Origin of the sequence: Beduini sp. (assembly GCF_047239305.1) — a bacterium.
Taxonomy (GTDB): Bacteria; Bacillota_I; Bacilli_A; order Erysipelotrichales; family Coprobacillaceae; genus Beduini.
This window is the reverse complement of sequence record NZ_JBKTEM010000011.1, coordinates 1-21,317: the sequence shown is the minus strand read 5'-3', so window position 1 is coordinate 21,317 and position 21,317 is coordinate 1. Positions and strand designations below refer to the sequence as shown.

At 36.2% G+C, this 21,317-nt stretch carries 24 protein-coding genes; 15 read left to right on the top strand and 9 right to left on the bottom strand.

The window, feature by feature from the left end:
- The first annotated feature begins 73 nt into the window (after positions 1 to 73).
- The 3 genes from ACLRVU_RS12490 to ACLRVU_RS12480 all read left to right on the top strand — a co-directional run bounded on the left by ACLRVU_RS12490 (position 74) and on the right by ACLRVU_RS12480 (position 3,506).
- A complete protein-coding gene (locus ACLRVU_RS12490; protein ID WP_147553668.1) occupies positions 74 to 415 on the top strand; it encodes a metalloregulator ArsR/SmtB family transcription factor in 342 nt (113 codons plus the stop codon).
- 13 nt (positions 416 to 428) lie between these two features.
- The gene (locus ACLRVU_RS12485) at positions 429 to 2,912 is read left to right on the top strand and encodes a heavy metal translocating P-type ATPase (RefSeq protein WP_412892103.1); all 2,484 of its coding nucleotides are present in this window, start codon (positions 429 to 431) and stop codon (positions 2,910 to 2,912) included.
- A 93-nt stretch (positions 2,913 to 3,005) separates the two neighbouring features.
- Positions 3,006 to 3,506, top strand: coding sequence for a GNAT family N-acetyltransferase (locus ACLRVU_RS12480; RefSeq protein ID WP_412892102.1), 501 nt, complete (start codon positions 3,006 to 3,008; stop codon positions 3,504 to 3,506).
- 92 nt (positions 3,507 to 3,598) lie between these two features.
- On the opposite strand, the gene ACLRVU_RS12475 is transcribed toward ACLRVU_RS12480, so the two are convergent.
- Positions 3,599 to 5,152, bottom strand: coding sequence for an ABC-F family ATP-binding cassette domain-containing protein (locus tag ACLRVU_RS12475; RefSeq protein WP_412892101.1), 1,554 nt, complete (start codon positions 5,150 to 5,152; stop codon positions 3,599 to 3,601).
- Positions 5,153 to 5,262: 110 nt separating this feature from the next.
- Positions 5,263 to 6,018 carry a hypothetical protein gene (locus tag ACLRVU_RS12470; RefSeq protein ID WP_412892100.1) on the bottom strand — a complete coding sequence of 252 codons (756 nt, stop codon included), beginning with the start codon at positions 6,016 to 6,018 and terminating at the stop codon, positions 5,263 to 5,265.
- 123 nt (positions 6,019 to 6,141) lie between these two features.
- On the opposite strand from ACLRVU_RS12470, the gene ACLRVU_RS12465 reads away from it, so the two are divergent.
- The 3 genes from ACLRVU_RS12465 (at position 6,142) to ACLRVU_RS12455 (ending at position 8,545) form a co-directional block, all read left to right on the top strand.
- Positions 6,142 to 6,921, top strand: a complete 780-nt coding sequence (locus ACLRVU_RS12465) for an HD domain-containing protein (RefSeq protein ID WP_412892099.1) — start codon at positions 6,142 to 6,144, stop codon at positions 6,919 to 6,921.
- 89 nt (positions 6,922 to 7,010) lie between these two features.
- Positions 7,011 to 7,847, top strand: a complete 837-nt coding sequence (locus tag ACLRVU_RS12460; RefSeq protein ID WP_147553662.1) for an RNA polymerase sigma factor — start codon at positions 7,011 to 7,013, stop codon at positions 7,845 to 7,847.
- 14 nt (positions 7,848 to 7,861) lie between these two features.
- Complete coding sequence (locus ACLRVU_RS12455) at positions 7,862 to 8,545, top strand: DUF2461 domain-containing protein (protein ID WP_412892098.1); 684 nt, start codon at positions 7,862 to 7,864, stop codon at positions 8,543 to 8,545.
- A gap of 112 nt (positions 8,546 to 8,657) precedes the next feature.
- Here the strand turns inward: ACLRVU_RS12455 and ACLRVU_RS12450 are convergent, their stop codons facing one another.
- Both ACLRVU_RS12450 and ACLRVU_RS12445 read right to left on the bottom strand, forming a co-directional pair.
- Positions 8,658 to 9,470 (bottom strand): MurR/RpiR family transcriptional regulator, encoded by an 813-nt coding sequence (locus tag ACLRVU_RS12450; RefSeq protein WP_412892097.1) that lies wholly within the window; start codon positions 9,468 to 9,470, stop codon positions 8,658 to 8,660.
- An 84-nt stretch (positions 9,471 to 9,554) separates the two neighbouring features.
- Complete coding sequence (locus ACLRVU_RS12445) at positions 9,555 to 10,199, bottom strand: TatD family nuclease-associated radical SAM protein (protein ID WP_412892096.1); 645 nt, start codon at positions 10,197 to 10,199, stop codon at positions 9,555 to 9,557.
- Positions 10,200 to 10,312: 113 nt separating this feature from the next.
- On the opposite strand from ACLRVU_RS12445, the gene ACLRVU_RS12440 reads away from it, so the two are divergent.
- Both ACLRVU_RS12440 and ACLRVU_RS12435 read left to right on the top strand, forming a co-directional pair.
- Positions 10,313 to 10,864, top strand: coding sequence for a class I SAM-dependent methyltransferase (locus ACLRVU_RS12440; RefSeq protein ID WP_412892095.1), 552 nt, complete (start codon positions 10,313 to 10,315; stop codon positions 10,862 to 10,864).
- Positions 10,865 to 11,019: 155 nt separating this feature from the next.
- Entirely contained in the window at positions 11,020 to 11,310 is a 291-nt protein-coding gene (locus ACLRVU_RS12435) for an HU family DNA-binding protein (protein ID WP_147553657.1), read from the top strand.
- 40 nt (positions 11,311 to 11,350) lie between these two features.
- Here ACLRVU_RS12435 and ACLRVU_RS12430 read toward each other — a convergent pair whose 3' ends face one another.
- Together ACLRVU_RS12430 and eno are read right to left on the bottom strand one after the other, a co-directional pair.
- Positions 11,351 to 12,220 (bottom strand): shikimate dehydrogenase, encoded by an 870-nt coding sequence (locus ACLRVU_RS12430; protein ID WP_412892094.1) that lies wholly within the window; start codon positions 12,218 to 12,220, stop codon positions 11,351 to 11,353.
- A gap of 53 nt (positions 12,221 to 12,273) precedes the next feature.
- The gene (gene eno, locus ACLRVU_RS12425; RefSeq protein ID WP_147553655.1) at positions 12,274 to 13,563 is read right to left on the bottom strand and encodes a phosphopyruvate hydratase; all 1,290 of its coding nucleotides are present in this window, start codon (positions 13,561 to 13,563) and stop codon (positions 12,274 to 12,276) included.
- A 199-nt stretch (positions 13,564 to 13,762) separates the two neighbouring features.
- Between eno and ACLRVU_RS12420 the strand changes: the two genes are divergently transcribed.
- From ACLRVU_RS12420 to ACLRVU_RS12395, 6 genes are all read left to right on the top strand, one after another.
- Positions 13,763 to 15,262 carry a carbohydrate-binding domain-containing protein gene (locus ACLRVU_RS12420; RefSeq protein ID WP_412892093.1) on the top strand — a complete coding sequence of 500 codons (1,500 nt, stop codon included), beginning with the start codon at positions 13,763 to 13,765 and terminating at the stop codon, positions 15,260 to 15,262.
- A 93-nt stretch (positions 15,263 to 15,355) separates the two neighbouring features.
- Complete coding sequence (locus tag ACLRVU_RS12415; RefSeq protein WP_412892092.1) at positions 15,356 to 15,514, top strand: hypothetical protein; 159 nt, start codon at positions 15,356 to 15,358, stop codon at positions 15,512 to 15,514.
- Complete coding sequence (locus ACLRVU_RS12410; RefSeq protein WP_412892091.1) at positions 15,483 to 15,956, top strand: hypothetical protein; 474 nt, start codon at positions 15,483 to 15,485, stop codon at positions 15,954 to 15,956. The genes ACLRVU_RS12415 and ACLRVU_RS12410 overlap by 32 nt, the downstream gene beginning before the upstream one ends.
- Before the next feature lie 22 nt (positions 15,957 to 15,978).
- Positions 15,979 to 16,743 carry an alpha/beta hydrolase gene (locus ACLRVU_RS12405; RefSeq protein ID WP_412892090.1) on the top strand — a complete coding sequence of 255 codons (765 nt, stop codon included), beginning with the start codon at positions 15,979 to 15,981 and terminating at the stop codon, positions 16,741 to 16,743.
- Positions 16,744 to 16,745: 2 nt separating this feature from the next.
- On the top strand, positions 16,746 to 17,051 hold the full coding sequence (locus tag ACLRVU_RS12400; RefSeq protein WP_412892089.1) for an MGMT family protein: 306 nt from the start codon (positions 16,746 to 16,748) through the stop codon (positions 17,049 to 17,051).
- On the top strand, positions 17,042 to 17,737 hold the full coding sequence (locus ACLRVU_RS12395) for a pseudouridine synthase (protein WP_412892088.1): 696 nt from the start codon (positions 17,042 to 17,044) through the stop codon (positions 17,735 to 17,737). Before ACLRVU_RS12400 ends, ACLRVU_RS12395 begins: the two co-directional genes overlap by 10 nt.
- A 20-nt stretch (positions 17,738 to 17,757) precedes the next feature.
- On the opposite strand, the gene ACLRVU_RS12390 is transcribed toward ACLRVU_RS12395, so the two are convergent.
- The 3 genes from ACLRVU_RS12390 to ACLRVU_RS12380 all read right to left on the bottom strand — a co-directional run bounded on the left by ACLRVU_RS12390 (position 17,758) and on the right by ACLRVU_RS12380 (position 18,902).
- Positions 17,758 to 18,075, bottom strand: a complete 318-nt coding sequence (locus tag ACLRVU_RS12390; RefSeq protein ID WP_412892087.1) for a hypothetical protein — start codon at positions 18,073 to 18,075, stop codon at positions 17,758 to 17,760.
- A 37-nt stretch (positions 18,076 to 18,112) separates the two neighbouring features.
- On the bottom strand, positions 18,113 to 18,448 hold the full coding sequence (locus ACLRVU_RS12385; protein WP_412892086.1) for a helix-turn-helix domain-containing protein: 336 nt from the start codon (positions 18,446 to 18,448) through the stop codon (positions 18,113 to 18,115).
- Positions 18,449 to 18,572: 124 nt separating this feature from the next.
- A complete protein-coding gene (locus ACLRVU_RS12380; protein ID WP_147553647.1) occupies positions 18,573 to 18,902 on the bottom strand; it encodes a helix-turn-helix domain-containing protein in 330 nt (109 codons plus the stop codon).
- Positions 18,903 to 19,056: 154 nt separating this feature from the next.
- Between ACLRVU_RS12380 and ACLRVU_RS12375 the strand changes: the two genes are divergently transcribed.
- Positions 19,057 to 21,222 (top strand): ATP-dependent helicase, encoded by a 2,166-nt coding sequence (locus ACLRVU_RS12375; protein WP_412892085.1) that lies wholly within the window; start codon positions 19,057 to 19,059, stop codon positions 21,220 to 21,222.
- Positions 21,223 to 21,317: the final 95 nt, after the last annotated feature.

The window sequence follows — 21,317 nt, the reverse complement described above, 5'->3', positions numbered from 1 at the left end:
TTGACAAATATAAGAAATGTTCATATAATCATATTAACATATGAATAATTGTTCATATGAATGGAGAACACCTATGGATAAACGACAAATAGTAAATGAAGAAACAGTAGAAAAGGTAAGTGAAGCCTTACCGCCTGAAGAAATTTTATATGATGTAGCAGAATTGTTTAAAGTATTTGGAGATACAACACGTATTAAAATTATTTGTGCTTTATTTGAAGTCGAGGAAATGTGTGTCTATGATTTAGCGGCAACATTAAATATGACTCAATCTGCAATCTCACATCAGTTGAGAATTTTGAAGCAATCGAATTTAGTTAAATTTAAAAGAGACGGCAAAATGATTTATTATTCATTAGATGATGATCATGTGAAGCAAATTTTCGATGCCGGATATAAACATATCATTGAATAGGGGGAAAAACGATATGGAATATAAATTCAAACTCCAAGGTCTGGATTGTGCAAACTGTGCCAATAAGATCGAACAGAAAGTAGCAAAGCTAAAACAGGTGGAAGAAGCATCAGTTAACTTCAATACAGCAACATTAATTGTTACCTCTTCATCAAGCAAAGATGAATTGATGACTGAGATTGAAACGATTGTGCATCAGTTAGAGCCGGATGTTGTAGTGAAAACACTGAATAAAGAAAATACACAACAACATGCTCATCATCATGAAGAAGGCGAGAGCTGTGGATGTGGACACGATCACCATCATGATGAAGGAGAAAGCTGTGAATGTGGGCATGATCATCATCATGAAGATGGAGAAGCCTGCGGTTGTGGACATGACCATGGGGCAGTAGCCGAACAGCCTTATATTGAGCTTGCCGGAGCCAAAGTATTTAAAATTGAAAATTTGGATTGTGCCAGCTGTGCGATGAAAGTTGAAAATCAGATGAATCAGCTTCCATTCGTAGAAAAGGCAGTGGTTAATTTTAGCACCAGTAAGGTGCAGATTAAATTACATGGAGCAATGGAGACGGAAGAAGTAAAGAATGCACTTCAAAAATTAGTAGATCAAATCGAACCGGGAGTAAAAATCTATAGTCAAAGCGATGATAGAAAACCGGTGAAAACAAAGATCTTTGATATGAAAGAAAACATGCCGTTCTTATTAGGAACAGCTTTGGTTATCGTAAGTTTCTTTTTACCGGAGGGAAATTGGGAATTGATCATCTTAGGTATTGCTTATTTGCTTATCGGGGGAAAGGTTATTTGGAAAGCTTTAAAAAATATTAAGGCTGGAGAAGTATTTGACGAAAACTTCTTAATGACAATTGCGACGGTGGGAGCGTTCTTAACCGGAGAATATTTAGAAGCTGTAGCCGTTATGTTTTTATACTATATCGGTGAGATCTTCCAAGCTTACGCAGTTAATCGTTCGCGTAAATCCATCGGTGCCTTGATGGATATCCGTTCCGATTATGCCAATATTATTGTGGATGGGAAAGAAGTGAAATTGTCTCCTGAAGATGTTCAGATTGGGGCAACTATGATCGTTCGCCCCGGGGAACGTGTGGCAATGGACGGAGTGGTATTAGAGGGCGAATCCTCTTTAGATACCAGTGCTTTAACCGGTGAATCCATGCCACGTAATATTGCGGTGGGAGAAGAACTATTATCCGGCGTTATCAACATGAGTGGTGTGCTAAAAGTAAAAGTAACCAAATCAGCAGGTGAATCGACGGTATCTCGTATTTTAGAATTGGTAGAGAATGCAACGAATAAAAAAGCGCCAATTGAGAAGTTTATTACTAAGTTCGCTAAAGTCTATACACCGATTGTATGTGCTTTAGCAGTGGCAGTAGCGATTGTTCCGCCGTTATTATCAGGAGGACAAAGCTTCGATATGTGGATCTATCGTGCCTTGACTTTCCTTGTTGTCTCTTGTCCATGTGCGCTTGTTATTTCGATTCCGCTGGCATTATTTGCCGGAATTGGCGGAGCCAGTAAACAAGGGGTATTGATTAAAGGCGGAAATGACTTAGAAAGAATCAAAGATTTAGATGTCTTGGTTGTTGATAAAACCGGAACTTTAACAAAAGGAAAGTTCAGTGTTGTGGAAATAGACAGTGAGGACCAAGAGCGACTATTAGAATTAAGCGCCTATGGTGAATTCTATAGTCATCATCCGATCGCAAAAAGTATCGTTGCTCGTTATGGCAAAGAAATCGATGCATCACAAATTGAAAACTATGAAGAAATTGCCGGACATGGGATCAAAGCATACGTCAAAGGTAAAGAAATATTACTGGGAAATGTGAAGCTTATGCAGGCAAATCAGATTGTGGTTAAACCTGTAGAAAAGGTTGGAACGATTATTCATGTTGCTTATGATCATCAATATTTAGGTTATTTGGTCATCGCAGATGAAATTAAGGAGTCTACTTATAAAGGAATTAAGCAGTTAAAAGCATTAGGCTTAAAACGCATTGTTATGCTGACGGGGGATGATGACCGTGTAGCAAAAGATGTGGCAGATAAATTGGGCATCGATGAATATTATGCCAATCTGTTGCCGCAGGATAAAGTGGCAAAAGTAGAGGAATTATTGAATCAGCCGCATGTACAGTTAGGCTTTGTCGGTGATGGAATTAACGATGCACCGGTATTGGCTCGAAGTGATATTGGAATTGCCATGGGCGGAATCGGGAGCGATGTTGCGATTGAAGCTGCAGATGTCGTACTGATGAATGACGATTTTACGACTTTAGCGACAGCGATCACTGTATCAAAACGTACGAATCGAATCTTAAAGCAAAATATTTACTTCTCATTGGGAGTAAAGGCGGTTGTCCTTGTCTTAGCCGCAGTAGGTATTGCCGATATGTGGCTTGGGGTATTTGCTGACGTTGGTGTTACTTGTTTAGCTATTCTAAATTCAATGAGAGCATTAAAGAAATAAAGAATCAAGATATGCAAGTTTTAGGACGTGCATATCTTTTTTGTATAAATGACTTATGGTAGAATGAAATAAGGCTTTGAAAGGAGAAAAACAATGATCCAGACTTTAAGATTAACTATAAAACCTTATTGTGACCAAGATCAGGAAAAGATGCTTGAATTATTAACCAACTCGATAATAAAAGAAACATTTATTATCCCTGATTTTAAAACGAAGGAAGAAGCGGTAAAGATGTTTGAAAAACTGAAAACATATTCTTACGACCCTCATCATTATGAACGTGGTGTTTACTTAAAAGAGGAACTGATCGGGTTTGTTAATGATGTGGAAATAGATGGAACCAGTATTGAACTTGGTTATGTCATTCATCCTATTCATCACAATCTAGGGTATGCTACCGAAGTGTTAAAGGCGGTTATTTTGGATTTGTTTAATAATGGATATACAGAAGTGATCACCGGCGCTTTTGAGAAAAATAAAGCGAGCTGCCGTGTCATGGAAAAATGTGGAATGCAGCGACTTGATCGGGCAGAAGAAATAGAATATCATGGAATGCTGCAACGATGTATTTATTATCATATTCAAAAAGAATAAAATAAAAATGCCGATCATCACGATTGGCATTTCATTTTTCTTGAGCCTACATCAATTTTATTATTGATGGCAGGATGTGCTGATATAGATATTTAAATAATTTTTGTAGAACGTTCTTCAAGATTGATGACTTCATCCACAATTGGCAAATAAAACTCCGGATCATGGCTGACAAGGATGATTGCGCCTCTATAGGCTTTTAGCGCAGTCTGCAAAGCCTCTTTTGCGTCTACATCTAAATGATTGGTCGGTTCATCTAAAACCAAGACATTTGCCGGCTTATTCATGATGGCACATAATCTGGCCTTAGCATTTTCTCCCCCGGACAATACTTTCATCAATGATTCAATGTGATCTGTAGTAAGTCCGCATTTAGCGAGCATCGAACGGATCTCTCCATTGTTTTTACTTGGAAATTGATCCCATAGATAATTCAAGGTAGTTTTATTTTCGGAAGCTTCCTCCTGTTTAAAGAAGCCGATTTCTACAAAGGGGTCTTTTTCTACGATTCCGTCGTAGGGTTCCAACATCCCGATCAAAGTTTTCAGCAGGGTTGTTTTTCCTAACCCGTTCACTCCTTTAATAGCTACTTTTCTATTTCTTTCAAAAGTCAGGTTCATCGGTTTAGTCAAAGGCGCATCATAGCCGATGATTAAGTCTTGACAATCAAATAAGACTTTTCCAGGTGTTCTTGCTTCTTCAAAAGAGAATACCGGTTTTATTTTTTCTTTTGGTTTGGATAAGATATCCATTTTATCCAATTTCTTTTGTCTGGAACTTGCCATGTTGCGGGTAGCTACCCTTGCTTTATTTCGAGCGATAAAATCTTCCATATCCGCAATTTCTTTCTGTTGTTTTTTATAGGCAATTTCATCTTGTTTTTTCTTTAATGCAGACTGCTGCAAATAATAATCATAATCCCCTTTATAACGGGTAAGATTACCGTCTTCTAATGCATAAATGACATTGACGACATTATTTAAAAAGGTCGGATCATGACTGACTAATATAAAAGCGTTCTCATAGTTTTTTAAGAAGTTTGTCAGCCAATAGATATGCTGTTCATCTAAATAGTTTGTCGGTTCATCTAAAATCAGGATCATCGGATTTTCAAGCAGCAGCTTGGTGAGCAGCACTTTTGAGCGCTGTCCGCCTGATAGATCATTGACCTGTTTATCTAAGCCGATATCGTTTAAGCCTAGTCCGGAAGCCACTTCTTTAATTTTAATGTCAATCGTATAAAATCCAACATGATCCAAGATTTCCTGAATTTCTCCGACATCTTCTAACAGCTGTGTCATTGTATCATCATCGGCACTTCCCATTTTTTCATAAAGAGACATCATTTCCTGTTCAAGATCATAATAATGCTGAAAAGCGGTCTGCAAAACTTCATATATGGTCACTCCCGGTTTTAGGGAGGTATGCTGATCTAAATAACCAATTGTGATGCGTTTGCACCATTCCAATTTTCCTTCATCCGGCTCGATTTTACCGGTAATGATATTTAAGAAGGTGGATTTTCCCTCTCCGTTTGCTCCCACTAATCCAATATGTTCACCATTTAATAATCGAAAGCTTGCATCATTTAGTATCGTTCTGCCGCCAAAATCATGGCTGACATGTTCAACATTTAATATACTCATTGTTTATCCTCAATTCTCTTTGTTTTCAATATTACTATTATACATAAAACCGTTGATAATGCAAAATGTATATCCGTCATAATCAATGAATTTGTTTCATTTAGATTTATTTAATCCAGATGATTCAGGGCAATTTCAATAGTGATCGTTAACAGATTCAAATAACGGTTGGAATGATAGTAAGAATGAAATAAAGAGGAGACATTGGGTAATGCAATGTGATGTTTTGGATCAATAGAGGTGTCAGCACTGATGATATAGTAAGCAATATGATTCTCTTGCAGCTGTTTTAAAGTATCTTGATGCTGAGTAAGCCAACGACCGGTTAAGGATACAATCAGGACAACTCCCTGCTGTTTAATAAGATCAAATAGAATCGAGTCATCCACATCCCGATTTAAAAGATAGGTGGGATAATGATGAACTTCAAAGATAGAACGCAAATGGTTGCTGGCAGGATCACTGTAGCTGGAATTTAAGATCACGATCGGCCGATGGCATATAATCTGTTTTAATTTCATAGTAAGATCAGCAAAATCCATCCATTTAAAAAAGTCTTGGGTTAGACAATGATCTTTTTCAATAAAAGAATCAATAGTCGTTTGGATATCGGCAGACTGAGCGACATAAGGCAGGATATCTTCTTTTAAAGATTTGAAGCTTAGATAACCTAGACGTTTACAAAATTTAGTCACTGTAGACACACTGGTGTGCGCTTTGGAAGCTATCTGCTCAATGTAGATATCAGGAAAATCCTGTATCAGTTCGATAAGTGTTTTAGCGATATCATAGTTTGCATCATGATGGCGGCAGTCTGCTAAGAAATCAACGAGTTTAAAATAAACGGGGGTACAGCGTTTATCCATTTTAATCACCTCTAATGAGATTGTATCAAAACCTTATCTAAAAGTAAAATGCTCTGACAGCGCTTACGATCTGTTTGTCAAAAGCGAAGAGGTATGATAAAATATGTCTAAAGTGAGGGAAAAATGATGATTGATTACGAAAGTGCGAAAGCGGCATTTGAAAAGTATGTCGCACAATATGATCTAAGTGATAATAAAATTCGGCTGAAATGGATTCATACTTATGGCGTGGTCGCATATGCTCAAAGAATTGCCGAAGAGGAAAAACTAGGGGAAGAAGACATTCAGTTAGCTAAACTCATTGCGTTGCTTCATGATATTGGACGATTTGAACAAATCAGACAATTCAACAGTTTTAATGATAATAATGTATCTCACGCAAAACTAGCCAGTGACTATTTGTTTAAAGAAGAACATATGCGTGATTTTATTGAAGATAACCAATATGACGAAATTATAAAAAAGGCAATCGAACAGCATTCATTGTATAAAATTGAGGAGCAAGGAAACAAAAGAGAGATTCTGCATATAAAATTGCTTCGTGATGCCGATAAGCTGGATAACTTCAGAGTGAAAAACACTGAGGAAATTGAAACTTTATTTGATATCAGCATGGAAGAGCTATCCCAGCAAAAAATAACGGATCGGATTTATGATCAGATTTTATGTAGTCAGCCGATTGTAGCAGAAGAAAGAAAAACAAATATTGATATGTGGGTTTCATGGATTGCCTTTATTTTTGATTTGAATTTTAGAAGCAGCTTTAAATGTTTGATTGAGATGGATTATATAACAAAAAATATTGATCGCATTGATTATCAATTGGACTATACAAGGAAAAAGATGGAACTCATTAAAAAGCATTGCAATCGCTATATTGTTTGGCGCAGTGTCACTAAATAGGAACGATAAAATTATTTTATCGTTTTTTTTTCAATTTTGGTGTCACAAAACAGTTATTTTATCGTCTAATAGTTGAAAGGAGAAAAATAATGGACAACAACATGGAAAAATGGGCAGCAAAAGCTATTGAAGGAGATCGTGAAGCATTGGAATATATTTTAATCGATATAAGAGATTTTGTTTTCAATCTTTCATTGAGAATGTTAGGATCTGTTGCTGATGCGGAAGATGCCACACAGGATATTTTAGTCAAAATTATGACAAGTTTAAGTACATTCAGACAAGAAAGTCAGTTTAAAACCTGGGTATATCGCATAGCAACTAATTATCTTATTGATTATAAAAAATCAATGTTTGCACAGCATCCTTTGGATTTTGATTTTTATGCCAACGATATCAGAGCGGGATTTATCGATTCTAATGAAGATTTATTTATGGGAGTCGATAAGCTAGTATTGGCAGAAGAGCTGAAGATGTCTTGTACGAATGTGATGCTTCAATGTTTAGATGCACAAACACGCTGTATCTTTATACTGGGAACAATGTTTGGGGTTGACAGTAAAATGGCAGGTGAGATTTTAGGAATGACTCCTGCCAACTATCGCCAGAAATTATCAAGAGCAAGAAGGAAAATGGCAGCATTCTTGAGTGAACATTGTGGGCTCTCAGGCGGATATTGCAATTGTGAAAAAAGAGTTGGCTATGCGTTGAAGCAGCATCGTTTACATCCTGAAAAGCTGGAATTTAAAGGCTTAAAACAATTAGATCATGCTGTTTTAACCAGCTGCATGGAATCAATGGAAGAAATAGAGGAGCTTTCTACTGTATTTGATGAATTGCCTAAATACCGATCATCGCTTGAAATTAAACATTTTTTAGAGCAGTTATTGCAGTCAAAGCAACTGAAAGATGTTCAACACTATTAGGAGGAAATAATAAAGTGGATATACAGAAAATATTAAATTTTTTAACGGAACTTGAACAAAATAATAATAAAGAGTGGTATCATGCCCATAAAAAAGAACGCTTAGAGGCAGAAAAAGAATTTGAAAGCCTGATCCAAGAACTGATTTTAAGAATTGGTGAATTCGATGATTCAGTACTGCCTTTTCAACCCAAAGATCTGACCTTTAAAATGGTGAGAGATACACGTTTCAGTCATGATAAATCCCCATATAATCCCGTGTTTCGTGCTCATATTTCTTCTAAAGGGAAATTGCCGATACCGGTTGGCTATTTTGTTTATTTACAGCCGCAGGATCGCACTTTTTTAGGAGGTGGTCTGTTTGCTGATATGTTCACTCAGGCAACAATGCTGATGCGTGACTATTTATCATCAAATAGTGAGGCTTTCTTAAAGCTGATCGCAGAAGAATCGTTTCAAAAACACTTTACTGTGATGGGAACACAGCTAAAAAATGTGCCTAAGGGTTATGATAAAGAAAGTCCGGTGGCAGAGTATTTAAAGAATAAATGCTGGTATTTAGAATATCCTGTACAGGATATTGAGATGTCAGACAGTAATCGTTTTATCAATGAAGCAGTTGAAATTTTTAAAGTAATGGTGCCATTTAATACATACCTGAACACTGCTTTGAAAGACTTTACGATGCCGGAACGATAATTGTATAATCTTATTATTGTGAAGATAACGAAATCAAATAATAAATGAGTGAGGGCGGCAGGAAGCTAAATCAGAGGAAAATATATTATAAAAAGCGAGGGGGTTCCTCGCTTTAGTGTATCTGTGTATATTTAATATGATAAAACATCTCAATGATTTCAAACAAATAAGTTAATGAGAATTTTGAAATCAAAGAATCTTTCGGACCTCCGAGATTGATGAAAAGATCGTATTGATCTTTAAGGGTTTCTTCTACATTTTGAGTAATAATCACCTTATGCGCTTTGGTATTTTTAAATAAGCGAATAACCTCGCTGCTTTGTTGGATGAATTTACCTGTCATTGAGCTTAAGATTACCAAATCATTTTCTGTTGCCTCCTGCAGGATTTCGAGCTGACCTTTTTCATCAAACAAGCCGAAACACTCTTTACCTAAATAGGCTAGTTCAATTTGCAGCTGCATAGTTGTATTTTGGGAATAATAATAACCTAGAAAAATAATCCGACTTGAATCATGAATCAAATCGACTAATTGGTTGATTTGACGAGCATCAATTGTTTCATAAACGCGATCAATCGTATGAATGACACTATCATGGTGTGCTTTTAAAATCTCTTTGTCATTATCTAGTGTTGTCGTTAAACTTTTTGAATTTGGAAAGTAGATATTTTCGTACACATTATTAAATTGTTCGATTGAAAGACAAACAGTCGTTTTAAAATCGATGAAAGATTCAAAGTTCAGTTTACGACATAAACGGCTGATTGTTGCCGGTGAAACATAACACATTTCCGCAACATCTGTAATCGAACAGTGGGGTATCTGGCGAATGTTTTTTAAAATGACCTTGGCGGCATCGTAATAAACGTCATGCTGTGTTGCTGTGTTGATAAATAAGACTAATTGATAGAATGCAATTCTCATAAAAACTCTCCTTTATGACAGTACCATTTTAGCATATCTTATAAAAAGTCATTCAAAATGTGCAAATCTTGAAAATCTTTTGATTTATTCTTCAAAAGGACGAACTCTCAAATAAAGACCGAGACGATCTGCAATACTCTGACACTGGCTGATCTTTTTTTCACCGATAATATCAACCACAGTCACAATAACATGGGGGACATAGCGTTTACATTTGACGGCAAAGTCCAGCATACCTTCAAAAGAAGCTATTCCAAAGCGACTACGTGTGAGTTCAAAATATTCTTTAGCTGTTGGAGCATTTAAACTGATCGATATAGTGTCAATCAATCCCTTTAAGCGAGGTGTAATATCTGTTTCATATATCAGATTTGCTAATCCATTGGTATTGATTCGAATAGATAATTTCGGACAAGTTTGTTTTAAGTAAGCGGCAATATTCAGCAGATCATCTAAGCGTTCAGTAGGTTCTCCGAAGCCACAAAAGACACATTCTTTAAATAATGTAAGATCATAATTGGACAGTTCCTCTATCACTTCTTTAGTTGTGGGTTCTTTTTTTAGCCAAAGGGAGTTATCTTTCATCATTTCTTTTGTTTGTCTTAGACAGAAGGTGCATTCACAGGGACAGCGGTTTGTGAGATTGATATAAAAACTGATACCTTTTTTATTTTGAATATGCACAATATCGATATAGCTATTGTTATATAAAGTGTATAAAATAGTCATCTTTGATTCCTCCTATGCCTTTATTTTACGCTGAAATCTATTTGCTCTCAATCTTTTTTGAGATTCTTTACATGAAGTAAAAAAAGGATTATGATCAAGTGGGAGGGATCATAATGAAAAGGATCGTTGATTACGCACAGCTGTTTATGAAAGAATATCTAAAAGATGGAGATACAGCTGTTGATTTTACGATGGGAAATGGCTATGACACACTCTTTTTAGCTAAGCATACACCCCATGGGAAGGTCTATGCTTTTGATGTTTTAGAGCAGGCATTAAAGAATACTAAAGCTAAACTTTCTTGGGAAGGAATTGAAAATGTTGAATTGATTTTAGATGGACATGAACATGCTGAACGATATATATCAAGGTTTAAAGTAGGAGTGTTTAATTTTGGTTATCTGCCTGGAAATAATAAAGAAGAGACCACCCTTTTAAAAACAAGTCAGGAAGCTGTAGAAAAAGCTTTAAAGCGGCTTGAAAGAAAAGGGGTATTGATTCTAGTGTTGTATCCCGGACATGAGCAAGGAGCATTAGAAAGCCACTATTTCTCTTCTTATATTCAATCACTGGATACCTATTATTATGAGTGCTTTACTTTTAAAATGGAGAATAAAACAGACTGTCCCTACATCATAGGAATTGAAAAGAAACGTGAGAAATGAGGGGATTTCGTGCTTTTTATGGGGAAACTGTAAGAAACATAATAAATCAGTAAAAATAAAGCAAGAAATATCAATTTTTTTATTATACAAAGACATTTATTAATGAATTGTGGTATACTGTTTTTGTAAATATTTTACAAGGAGGAAATTTAATAATGAGTAATGTTTTAAACAAAAAAGCACTAGCTGAAAAAATTGCAGAAAAATGCGAATTAAACAAAAAACAATCAGAAGCTATCGTGAATGCGGTATTTGATGAAATTAAAACAACTTTAGAAGATAAAGGAACTGTAGATATCTATGGTTTTGGTAAATTCGAATTAGCTCATCGTGAAGCAAGAGAAGGGATCAATCCTTTAACTAAACAAAAAATGACGTTTGCAGCTAGCAACTCTGTAAAATTTAAATCTTCTAAAGCATTAAAAGACGCAGTAAATAATAAATAAATAAAAAGCACACTCACATTAAATCAGTGAGCGTGTTTTTTTATTTGAAGCCAATTTCTTCTTTGACGTAGTCAATCGGCATGTCCTGGCCGGTCCAAAGTTTGAATGAAGCTGCTCCCTGCCACAGCAGCATATTGAGCCCGTTCATAAACTTGCATCCGGCAGCTTCTGCCATCTCTAATAATTTCGTTTTTTGCGGATTGTAGATAATATCCACAACAAATAATTCCGGAGCGAAATAGCTCTGATCTGGAATATAAGTGATCCCATTCATCGGTGCCATTCCAACATTAGTTGCATTTATGAAATATTGACTGCTATGCATATCGGCTTTCAAAGCTTCTAAATCATCTAAATCTTTAACCGTTACTTTTGCCTGAGTATTGTTCGTAATCTTTTTAGCCGTTTCTAGAGCATTTGGGAAGAAACGGTCTTTTTTATTATAGATAATAAGTTCTTTTACACCATCCATTGCGGCTTGAATGGCAATGGCAGTTGCTGCTCCGCCACATCCTACGATCACCATTTTTTTTCCAATCGGATCTTCACCTGCATCTTTTAATGCGGACATTAAGCCTGTTCCATCGGTAATATGACCGGTTAAGATGCCGTGATCGTTGACAATCGTATTGACTGCACCAATCAATTTGGCAGCCGGCGATAAATGATCTAAGTAAGGAATGACCGCTGTTTTATAGGGCATGGATACATTGCACCCACGTACTTTCATCGCTTTTAATCCTAATAGGGTATTTTCAAGATCTTCCTCATCAATCTCAAAGGCAAGATACGCATAATCCAATCCTAATTTTCTAAATCCGGCATTTTGCAGTGCAGGCGAAATGCTGTGACGGATAGGTTTGGCAATCAATGCCATCAGTTCTGTATGTCCGGTAATTCTTTTTTCCATAGTTCTCTCTCCCTTATGGATACTATTATAATGAAAATAAAAAAAAATCCAACTTATTTGTTGGATTTTATTTGATAAGCACCCATTCCTAAATAGATGGCACGATCACCTAAATAATGTTCAATTCTAAGCAGTTCGTTATATTTAGCGATACGCTCACTTCGTGAAAGTGATCCGGTTTTAATCTGCATCGTATTTAAACCGACAGCTAGTGAAGCAATTGTGGTATCTTCACTTTCTCCAGAACGGTGACTCATAATAGTGGTATAGCCATTTTTCTTAGCCAGCATGATCGTCTCAATTGTTTCGGATAAAGTTCCGATCTGATTTGGTTTGATCAGGATTGAGTTTGCGATATGTTCATCGATGCCATGCTGTAAGCGTTCTTGGTTAGTAACAAATAAGTCATCGCCAACCAGCTGAACCTTATCTCCTAATTGTTTGGTTAACTCTTTCCATCCGGCTTCATCTTCTTGGTCTAAGCCATCTTCAATAGAAATAATAGGATAATCTTTAATTAATTCTTTGTAATAGTCAATTAATTCGATAGAACTTAAAGTGCGGTGTTCACCTGTTAAATGATAAGTTCCATCCTCATAAAATTCACTGCTGGCAACATCAAGGGCAATATAGAAGTCTTTTCCCGGCTCATAGTTTGCCGCTTTGATAGCTTCGACGATCAATTCAATCGCCTCTTTGTTGCTGGAAAGGTTAGGTGCAAATCCCCCCTCATCCCCAGTCGCAGTGACATGATTTTTACTTTTCAGAATAGCTTTCAAATGATGGAAAACTTCAATGCTTTGACGTAATGCTTCCTTGAATGTTTTAGCACCGGTAGGCACGATCATAAATTCTTGGAAATCGATGCTGTTTGCAGCGTGCATTCCGCCATTAATAATATTCATCATTGGCGTAGGCAATACATAGCCATTGATTCCGCCGATATATTGATGATACGGCATGAAATAGTAATTAGCAGCAGCCTTGCTTACTGCTAATGAAACACCGAGAATGGCATTTGCCCCCAGCTTCACTTTGTTTTTGCTTCCATCTAATTCGATTAAAGCTTCATCTATTTCTTTTTGTTTAGTGACATCTTTTCCTAATAGATGTTTGCTGATGGTTTCGTTAACATTTTTAACAGCTTTTAAAACACCTTTGCCTAAGTATCGTTTTTCATTTTCATCACGCAGTTCATGCGCCTCAAATTTTCCTGTAGAGGCACCTGAAGGAACGATCGCACATCCGATTGCTCCGGATTTCGTTTCTACAACAACTTCAATTGTGGGATTTCCACGAGAATCTATAACTTCCATTGCTTCTATACGTATAATAGTTGACATAATTGTTTCTCCTCTCTTTTATTAATATTGTTCCTAAAACTAATCAAATTATACAGGAGATTGTCGAAATATAAAAGTTATATGCATTTAACTTTTTCATAGCTTCATTACTTTTTGTAAACAATGATGGATTTAGGATAAATTTTAAAAAGAAGCGGGTATACTGTGAATATGAATAAAAGAGATGGTGGTGTAAAGAATGTCATATAAAATGATAAAAATTTATTTAGGGCTGGTTATCTGTCTGATCTTTACTGGCTGTCAGCAGCAAAAGTCTGATTTTCAGTCACAAATCGATATACATGATTATACCGGCTACATTGAATTTGGAACACCGGTTCAAACAAAAGGTGAGGGGATTTTGGTTAATGGAAATATTGTGACTATTCATTCGGGCGGAACCTATGCTTTAGCTGGAAAAAGTATGGATGGTCAGGTCATCGTGGATGCCGGAGATCAGCCGGTCGAATTAGTTTTTGCGGGAATAGATTTAACATGCCAAAATAACAGTCCGATTCTTATTAATTCTGCTCAGGCAGTTACGCTTACAACTAAAGAAGAGACTCAAAATAAATTAAAAGATACCAAAAACTATCTTTTGAATAATGTCGGGGCCACAGCTGTTATTTACAGTCAGTGTGATCTGACCTTGAAAGGAACCGGACTGCTTGAAATTGAGGCACGATACCAAAACGGAATAGAGACAAAAGGAAATATGATAATTGAATCCGGTCGATATATTATTGATGCTGTGTATAATGGCTGTGTCAGCCTCAATCAAATGATTCTCCAAAAAGCAGATTACTCAATTCAAAGTGATGATACAGCAATTAAAGGAAAAACAGTTTTGGTACAGGATGGTACTTTTTTACTGGAAAGCAAAAAAACAGCGTTGGAAGCAGAAACGATTGATATCACTCAAGGGATGTGGACTGTTGAAAGTCAGCAGAATGGATTTATTGCGAAGGAATTACTGACAATTCGTGATGGAACCTATCTTTTCGACAGTAAGAAGCGATGTATGGAAGCAAATGATCTCGCTATTTATCAGGGAGCTTTTACATTAAACAGCGAAGAAACCGGCATCTCTGTAAACGATCATTTAGCTGTTTACGGCGGAACACTAAGAATCGACAACAGTCAAACAGGATTGATGGCACATTCTTTAGATGTGAATGATGGGACATTGAATATCATGAGTACCGTTGATGGAATTCATATTATTAAAAAGAATGAACAAGTCGGGAACTTGATGATTCAAAGCGGAAACATTATTATAGATGCCGGTAGCATTGGCTTTAATATTGACGGTTCCATGAAGATGCAAGGGGGGACAGTCTATCTAAACGGACCGACACATTCACAAAGTCAGGCTCTTGTCTGCACGCAAGCATATGAGATCAATGGCGGAATCTTATGTGCATTAGATCTAAGCGGCCCGATTCAGCTGCCGATAAAAGAATCCGAACAAGCGGGTCTGCTGGTCACGTTGGGAAAGTCCTTTGCAGCAGGCACTTCTATCATGATTAAAGACAGTAATGATCACAATATTTTTGAATATACAAGTTTAAAATCTTTTCAAACAATGATGATTTCAACAATAAAGCTTAGTTTAGAGGATACTTATTCTATCTATATCAATAATCAGCTTTATGGGGAAATCACTTTATATACGGCTTATAGTCCTATTCGTTATTAAAACTTCTTAGATGAGAAGTTTTTTTCTTGATATGACAATTATTTTATAAACAAACCGCTATAATCATAAGCAAAGAAACAAGGGGTGAAAATCATGTCTAAAAGTAATCGTATTATTATGGCAGTCTTAGTTGTTGTTATGGTGATGGCTGTTATGTATATCACTCACTACGCTTTTGAAATTTCACGTTTAGTTCATCATCAGCAGCAGGAAGGATGGTATGAGATCAATGATTCAAAAACTAATCAATAAAGGCTTACTCCTTCTTTCGGTGTTGATTATTCTTTTTATTTTTCTGCCAATTTCTCTCGGGTTTGATCTCCATGTTTCCCATGCTTCTCCCTGGTCTTTGATTTACAGCCGTTCTATTGAATTTGATCACTTACAATCGGATACACGTTTGCTGATTAAAGACAAGGATAATCAAGTTTCACTCGAGTATGCTTCTTTTATTAATCCAATTACTCGAACAATCGTACTGGATAATCAGGAAACAATCAGTGAAAATGGCATAGTGGGACAAGCAGTCATCTCCATCCCCTATCTGGGAAATGTGTATACCACACTCTTGGCTATTGAATATGATATTAAGCTGCAAGTGATCGTGCTGATTCTAATCATCTATGTTTTACCGGAAATATGTCGCACTTTATTAAAAAAATGGAGAATCCAATCTGAAAAGGTGATACAATAAAGGAAGTAAAGGAGGGCTAAATATGGCAAGAATGACCTGTAATTTTATTTCTTATGTATTAAAAAGAGCGGTAGATATTACCGTTATTATTCCTACCACAACGATTCCGGAATCATTGGTGAATGATCCTAAACAAAAACCAACACATGTAATAGAGGAAAAATATCCGGTTTTGTATTTACTCCATGGCTATGGCAATAATCATGCGACTTGGGCAGGCTATAGTCGGATTGAACTTTACGCAGAAGAGAATAACATGGCGGTAGTCATGCTGTCTGCTGAAAACAAAGCGTACAATAATGTGAGTCAGGAAGATCATTACTATGATTTTCTGAGTGATGAATTACCAGAATTTATTGCAGCGATGTTTCCTGTATCTACAAGGAAAGAAGATACTTATATCGCTGGATTATCAATGGGAGGCTATGGAACTTTGGTGCATGGTTTAACCCATCCGGAACGCTTTCAAGCGATTGGCTCTTTTTCCGGAGCAGTATCCATGCTCAATGGAAAAGAAGGTGCTTATGATGTGATGAATATTATCAAGCATCTTTTAGAAACCAAGCAGTCATTCCCTCATATGTATATTGCATGTGGCAAGGAAGATTTCCTTTATGATGCCAATGTTCAGCTGACCAAATATTTAAAAAATAATGATGTACCTGTAACTGTGGACTTTGTGGAGGGCTATACACATGAATGGCGCTTTTGGGACATGGAAGTGGAACGCTTTTTAGACTGGCTGGATCGCAGCGATCATTATGCAGGTCAAAAACGCAAGGTTTAATAATGGATCAAGATTTAGTCTATTTAATTTTATCCATCGTTCAAGAAATTCCTGAGGGCAAAGTGGCGAGCTATAAGCAGCTTGCCATCTTAGCGGATCATCCTAAAAATGCTCGTTTAGTTGGGAAAATATTGAGTCATGCGTCTTATTTTGGCGAATTCCCCTGTCATCGGGTGGTAAATTCTGCCGGACGATTGGTTCCCGGCTGGGAAAATCAGCGAGCATTGTTAGAAGCTGAACAGGTGATATTTAAAGAAAACGGGAATGTCGACATGAAAAAATGTCAATGGAGGGTTGGATGCGATTAGATAAATATTTGCAGCTGACGAAACGACTATCCAAAAAAGAGATACAACAGCTATTAAAACAGCAGGCAATTACAGTGAATGAGAATAAAGCCACTTCTGTAAAGCAAGACATATCGAGGACAGATAGGATATGTATAAGCGGCATTAAAATTACAGAACCGCCTTATCTTTATCTGATGGTTAATAAGCCGGCAGGAGTTCTCAGTGCGCTGAAGGATGCACAAGAAAAAACGATTATGGATATTATTGAGCATCCTCGCAAAGATAGTCTGCGTATTATGGGGAGACTGGATCGGGATACAACCGGGTTGATGATTTTAACCAATGACACACAATCAATTAAAAGAATTACACTGCCAAAATCACATGTTGAAAAAGAATATGAGGTGACACTGCGTGACCCTGTTTCAAAAGCAGCAGTCAAAGCATTTGCCGATGGGCTCATTATTGATAATGATGTTCAATTAAAACCGGCTGAACTGACGATTTTAGATGATTATCATGTAAAAGTCATTATCAGTGAAGGACGCTATCATCAAATTAAGAAAATGTTTCTATCCATACATAATGAAGTGCTGTCATTAAAGCGCATTCGCATTCATCACTTATATTTAGATGCTTCGTTGTCTTTAGGTCAATTTAAATGTTTAGATGAAAAGGAAATAGATAAATTACTTTCAAAATAAAAAACGATCTTCGGATCGTTTTATAATACCTGTAAATTCATATAGTAAACATGAGGATCAAACACATCCGCCATAATCTGATCAGTTTCAATATCTTCTTCATCCTCACCTTGCCAATAGCTCGCTAAAAAACTTTTAAGGTCTTCCAGCTGATCTTCTTGAATTTTCAGACTGATAGCTAATTCTGCGTAATCAGCGATTTTTGCGTAAGGGCGCATGGGTGAAAAAGATAAATCCTGCATTTTTAAAGCTGCCTGTTTCTTTAAGATTTCTTTGATTTGCTCATATACAGCTTCTTCTTCGCTGTTTAAAAGCATATGGATAATAATTTTCTTCATTAAAAAACACTCCTTTTACCCATTATAACATAAATGGCTAATCTTTGGAGTGGTTTATGAATGTATCCATAATATCTAAAATCATTTCTTTTTGCTTAGGTGAAAGCTGTTCTAATTTTTTTGCTACATCCTCATCCAGATAGTTTTCTTTACTAGGGTTAGCTCCTCTTACAACTTCTGCCATATCTAAATCTAAATACTGACACAAATCATTAAGAACAGAAAGTGACATATTCGCTTTTCCGTTTTCTATGCGAGAGATAAAAAAGGTGGTAATTTTTAATTGTTCAGCCATCGTGTCTTGAGTAATATGTAATTCTTTACGTTTTGCTTTTAATCGGTTGCCGATTACTTTTAGATTTACATCATCCATCTTTTTCCCTCCTGTCTATTATTTAAGATAAAATGAAATTCATAATAATTCTATATACTTATTAGTCAATATTGACTTGGAACATATCGTTTAAAAAACTCTCCTTAAATAAGGAGAGCGAAGTTTATGAATTATTAATGATAGCATCCAGCAAGGCAAGAGCCAGTTCTCTTTGTTTAGAATCAAGCAATTCAATGCGCAACGCAAATTCATCTTCAAGATATTTTGGTCCTAAGGGATTAATACCGCGAACAACGTCGGATAAATCGATGTTAAGATACTGGCAAATGGAAGTCATCATCGCTAAGGTTGTGCTGGTTTTGCCATTTTCAAGTTTGGAAATGAAAGAAATGGTCATATTAAGATCTAAATGCATTTGTTCTTGGGAAATCTTCAGTTCTTTTCTACGTGTTTTAAGGCGTCTGCCTACAACCTCTAAGTTTAATTCTTCCATTCTTTCATCACCTCTCTTACTTTAAAGATAAATCGAAACTATATGAAATACTACGCCATATTTCATCAATGTTGACTTTAAACATACTATTATTTTTGACATCTATTGGTATCTTTATACGTGAAATTCTTGTATAATAAAGGCGGTGATAAAAATGAACTTATTAAAAGAACTAAATTCGCAGCAATATTTAGCGGCAACGAAAGTGGATGCCAACGTGAGGATCATTGCTGGCGCAGGATCCGGGAAAACACGTGTATTAACATACCGTATTGCTTATTTAATAAATGAAATGGGAGTAGATCCGCGAAAAATTTTAGCGATTACTTTTACAAACAAGGCTGCCAATGAAATGAAGAGCCGTGTTGAAAGAATGCTGGATGGTTCAACTTTAGGGTCCACGATTTGTACAATTCACTCATTATGTGTGCGTATTTTAAGAGAGCATATTCATTTATTGGGATATCCTCGTTATTTTGTGATTATTGATACAGAAGATCAAAAAAGTATTTTAAAGGATATCTACAACCAGCTGGAAATTGATGTGAAAACATTCAGCTATTCAAGTGTGCTTTCTTTAATCAGCCGCTATAAACGCGGAGGCGTTGAACCTGAAAAAGCCATGAAGCTGGCTGGGGACTTTCGTGGAGAAAAATTAAAAGCGAAAGTATATGAATTATATTTAGCTTATCAACAGAAGGAATTGTGTTTAGATTTTGATGATTTATTATTAAAAACATTAGAGATTTTTAAACAATTTCCTTTGGCACTGGAAACATGGCAGCATCGCTTTCAGTATATTCATGTCGATGAGTTTCAGGATGTCAGTGAAGTTGAGTATGATATAGTAAAATATTTAGGGGGGAATCATAATTTCGTCTGTGTAGTAGGGGATCCAGATCAAACTATCTATTCATTTAGAGGAGCAAACGTCAACTATATTATTGATTTTGATAAAGATTATGATAATGTAGTGACAGTGTATCTGAATCAGAATTATCGTTCTACTCAAAACATCTTAAACGGAGCTAATACATTGATTCGTCATAACCGCAACCGTTTGGAAAAAGATTTGTTTACTAAATTAGATGTAGGGGATCATATCGTTCATTACAGTGGCGGCAGTCAGGAAGAAGAAGCCCAGTTTGTTGTGGATGAAATCAATCGGATTATTGAAACTGTAGAGGGAGTCAATTATCATGATTTTTTAATTCTTTATCGAGCTAACTATTTATCTCGTCCAATTGAACAGGTCTTATTAAGGAATAAGATGGATTATCGTATCTTTGGCGGATTGCGATTTACTGATCGTAAAGAGGTAAAAGATGTCTTGTCATATATGCGGTTAGTCGCTTTTCACGATGATTTGGCAATGAATCGTATTATTAATGTGCCTGGACGTGGAATCGGAAAAAAGACGCTGGAGAAAATAACCTCTTTTGCTTTAGCTAATGAAATGAATATTTATGACAGCTTGAAAGATCATATGGGTGAGATGGGGTTGTCGACAAAAGTGAAAAAGAACCTGACTTCTTTACTTACTTTATTGGAGAAGGTTAAAGAGGGGATCGATTATGGTCAGATTGATTTAGTGGAGGCCTATGATTTGATTCTTCATGATTCAGGCTATATGGATATGCTGAAGCTGGAAAATGAAGATGCGCGTATTGAAAACGTATTGGAAGTTAAAAATATGGCGGCTGATTTCATGCGTCGTTATGACGGTGAAAATGTATTGGAAGAATTTTTGCAGGAAATTCCATTATCCAATCTTCAAGATAATGATATCGATGACAGTGAATACATTTCACTAATGACTATTCATATGTCTAAAGGATTGGAATTTAACTATGTATTTGTTGTGGGGCTTTCAGATGATGTATTTCCAAGTTTCAGAAGTGTTGCCGAAAGCGGTGATGAGGGCTTAGAGGAAGAACGACGTTTAGCTTACGTTGCATTTACACGAGCGAAAAAGAAATTATATCTTTGTGACAGTCAGGGCTTTAGCTTTGTCACGAACAGTCCGAAGCTGACATCACGCTTTATAGATGAAATAGGAATTGACGGTGTGGATCATCATGGGAAACGACAGCAATATAAAACCAGTGACTATATTAATATAAAAGAAACGATGAGTGAAAGAATCGGGGACAATGGGATTACCGATATGCAGGTTGGAGATCTTTTAGAACATCAGATGTTTGGAAAAGGGGTTGTTGTAAAGATCGATGGCAATATGATTGATGTGGCCTTTGCTGTTCCGTTTGGTATAAAGACATTAATTAAAAACCATAAGGCGATAAAGAAACTTGATTCTTGAGTTTCTTTTTTGTTTATAGAGAAGAAATACGGTATTTGTCAAAAAAAATAAAAAAAGTAATAAAAAAGACTTGTCAAAGGAGAAAGGACGTGGTA

Excerpts from the sequence above, each read along its gene's own strand:
- ACLRVU_RS12490 (WP_147553668.1), top strand. The coding sequence starts at position 74 with ATGGATAAACGACAAATAGTAAATGAAGAAACAGTAGAAAAGGTAAGT.
- ACLRVU_RS12485 (WP_412892103.1), top strand. The coding sequence starts at position 429 with ATGGAATATAAATTCAAACTCCAAGGTCTGGATTGTGCAAACTGTGCC.
- ACLRVU_RS12480 (WP_412892102.1), top strand. The coding sequence starts at position 3,006 with ATGATCCAGACTTTAAGATTAACTATAAAACCTTATTGTGACCAAGAT.
- ACLRVU_RS12475 (WP_412892101.1), bottom strand. The coding sequence starts at position 5,152 with ATGAGTATATTAAATGTTGAACATGTCAGCCATGATTTTGGCGGCAGA.
- ACLRVU_RS12470 (WP_412892100.1), bottom strand. The coding sequence starts at position 6,018 with ATGGATAAACGCTGTACCCCCGTTTATTTTAAACTCGTTGATTTCTTA.
- ACLRVU_RS12465 (WP_412892099.1), top strand. The coding sequence starts at position 6,142 with ATGATGATTGATTACGAAAGTGCGAAAGCGGCATTTGAAAAGTATGTC.
- ACLRVU_RS12460 (WP_147553662.1), top strand. The coding sequence starts at position 7,011 with ATGGACAACAACATGGAAAAATGGGCAGCAAAAGCTATTGAAGGAGAT.
- ACLRVU_RS12450 (WP_412892097.1), bottom strand. The coding sequence starts at position 9,470 with ATGAGAATTGCATTCTATCAATTAGTCTTATTTATCAACACAGCAACA.
- ACLRVU_RS12445 (WP_412892096.1), bottom strand. The coding sequence starts at position 10,199 with ATGACTATTTTATACACTTTATATAACAATAGCTATATCGATATTGTG.
- ACLRVU_RS12440 (WP_412892095.1), top strand. The coding sequence starts at position 10,313 with ATGAAAAGGATCGTTGATTACGCACAGCTGTTTATGAAAGAATATCTA.
- ACLRVU_RS12435 (WP_147553657.1), top strand. The coding sequence starts at position 11,020 with ATGAGTAATGTTTTAAACAAAAAAGCACTAGCTGAAAAAATTGCAGAA.
- ACLRVU_RS12430 (WP_412892094.1), bottom strand. The coding sequence starts at position 12,220 with ATGGAAAAAAGAATTACCGGACATACAGAACTGATGGCATTGATTGCC.
- eno (WP_147553655.1), bottom strand. The coding sequence starts at position 13,563 with ATGTCAACTATTATACGTATAGAAGCAATGGAAGTTATAGATTCTCGT.
- ACLRVU_RS12420 (WP_412892093.1), top strand. The coding sequence starts at position 13,763 with ATGTCATATAAAATGATAAAAATTTATTTAGGGCTGGTTATCTGTCTG.
- ACLRVU_RS12415 (WP_412892092.1), top strand. The coding sequence starts at position 15,356 with ATGTCTAAAAGTAATCGTATTATTATGGCAGTCTTAGTTGTTGTTATG.
- ACLRVU_RS12410 (WP_412892091.1), top strand. The coding sequence starts at position 15,483 with ATGAGATCAATGATTCAAAAACTAATCAATAAAGGCTTACTCCTTCTT.
- ACLRVU_RS12405 (WP_412892090.1), top strand. The coding sequence starts at position 15,979 with ATGGCAAGAATGACCTGTAATTTTATTTCTTATGTATTAAAAAGAGCG.
- ACLRVU_RS12400 (WP_412892089.1), top strand. The coding sequence starts at position 16,746 with ATGGATCAAGATTTAGTCTATTTAATTTTATCCATCGTTCAAGAAATT.
- ACLRVU_RS12395 (WP_412892088.1), top strand. The coding sequence starts at position 17,042 with ATGCGATTAGATAAATATTTGCAGCTGACGAAACGACTATCCAAAAAA.
- ACLRVU_RS12390 (WP_412892087.1), bottom strand. The coding sequence starts at position 18,075 with ATGAAGAAAATTATTATCCATATGCTTTTAAACAGCGAAGAAGAAGCT.
- ACLRVU_RS12385 (WP_412892086.1), bottom strand. The coding sequence starts at position 18,448 with ATGGATGATGTAAATCTAAAAGTAATCGGCAACCGATTAAAAGCAAAA.
- ACLRVU_RS12380 (WP_147553647.1), bottom strand. The coding sequence starts at position 18,902 with ATGGAAGAATTAAACTTAGAGGTTGTAGGCAGACGCCTTAAAACACGT.
- ACLRVU_RS12375 (WP_412892085.1), top strand. The coding sequence starts at position 19,057 with ATGAACTTATTAAAAGAACTAAATTCGCAGCAATATTTAGCGGCAACG.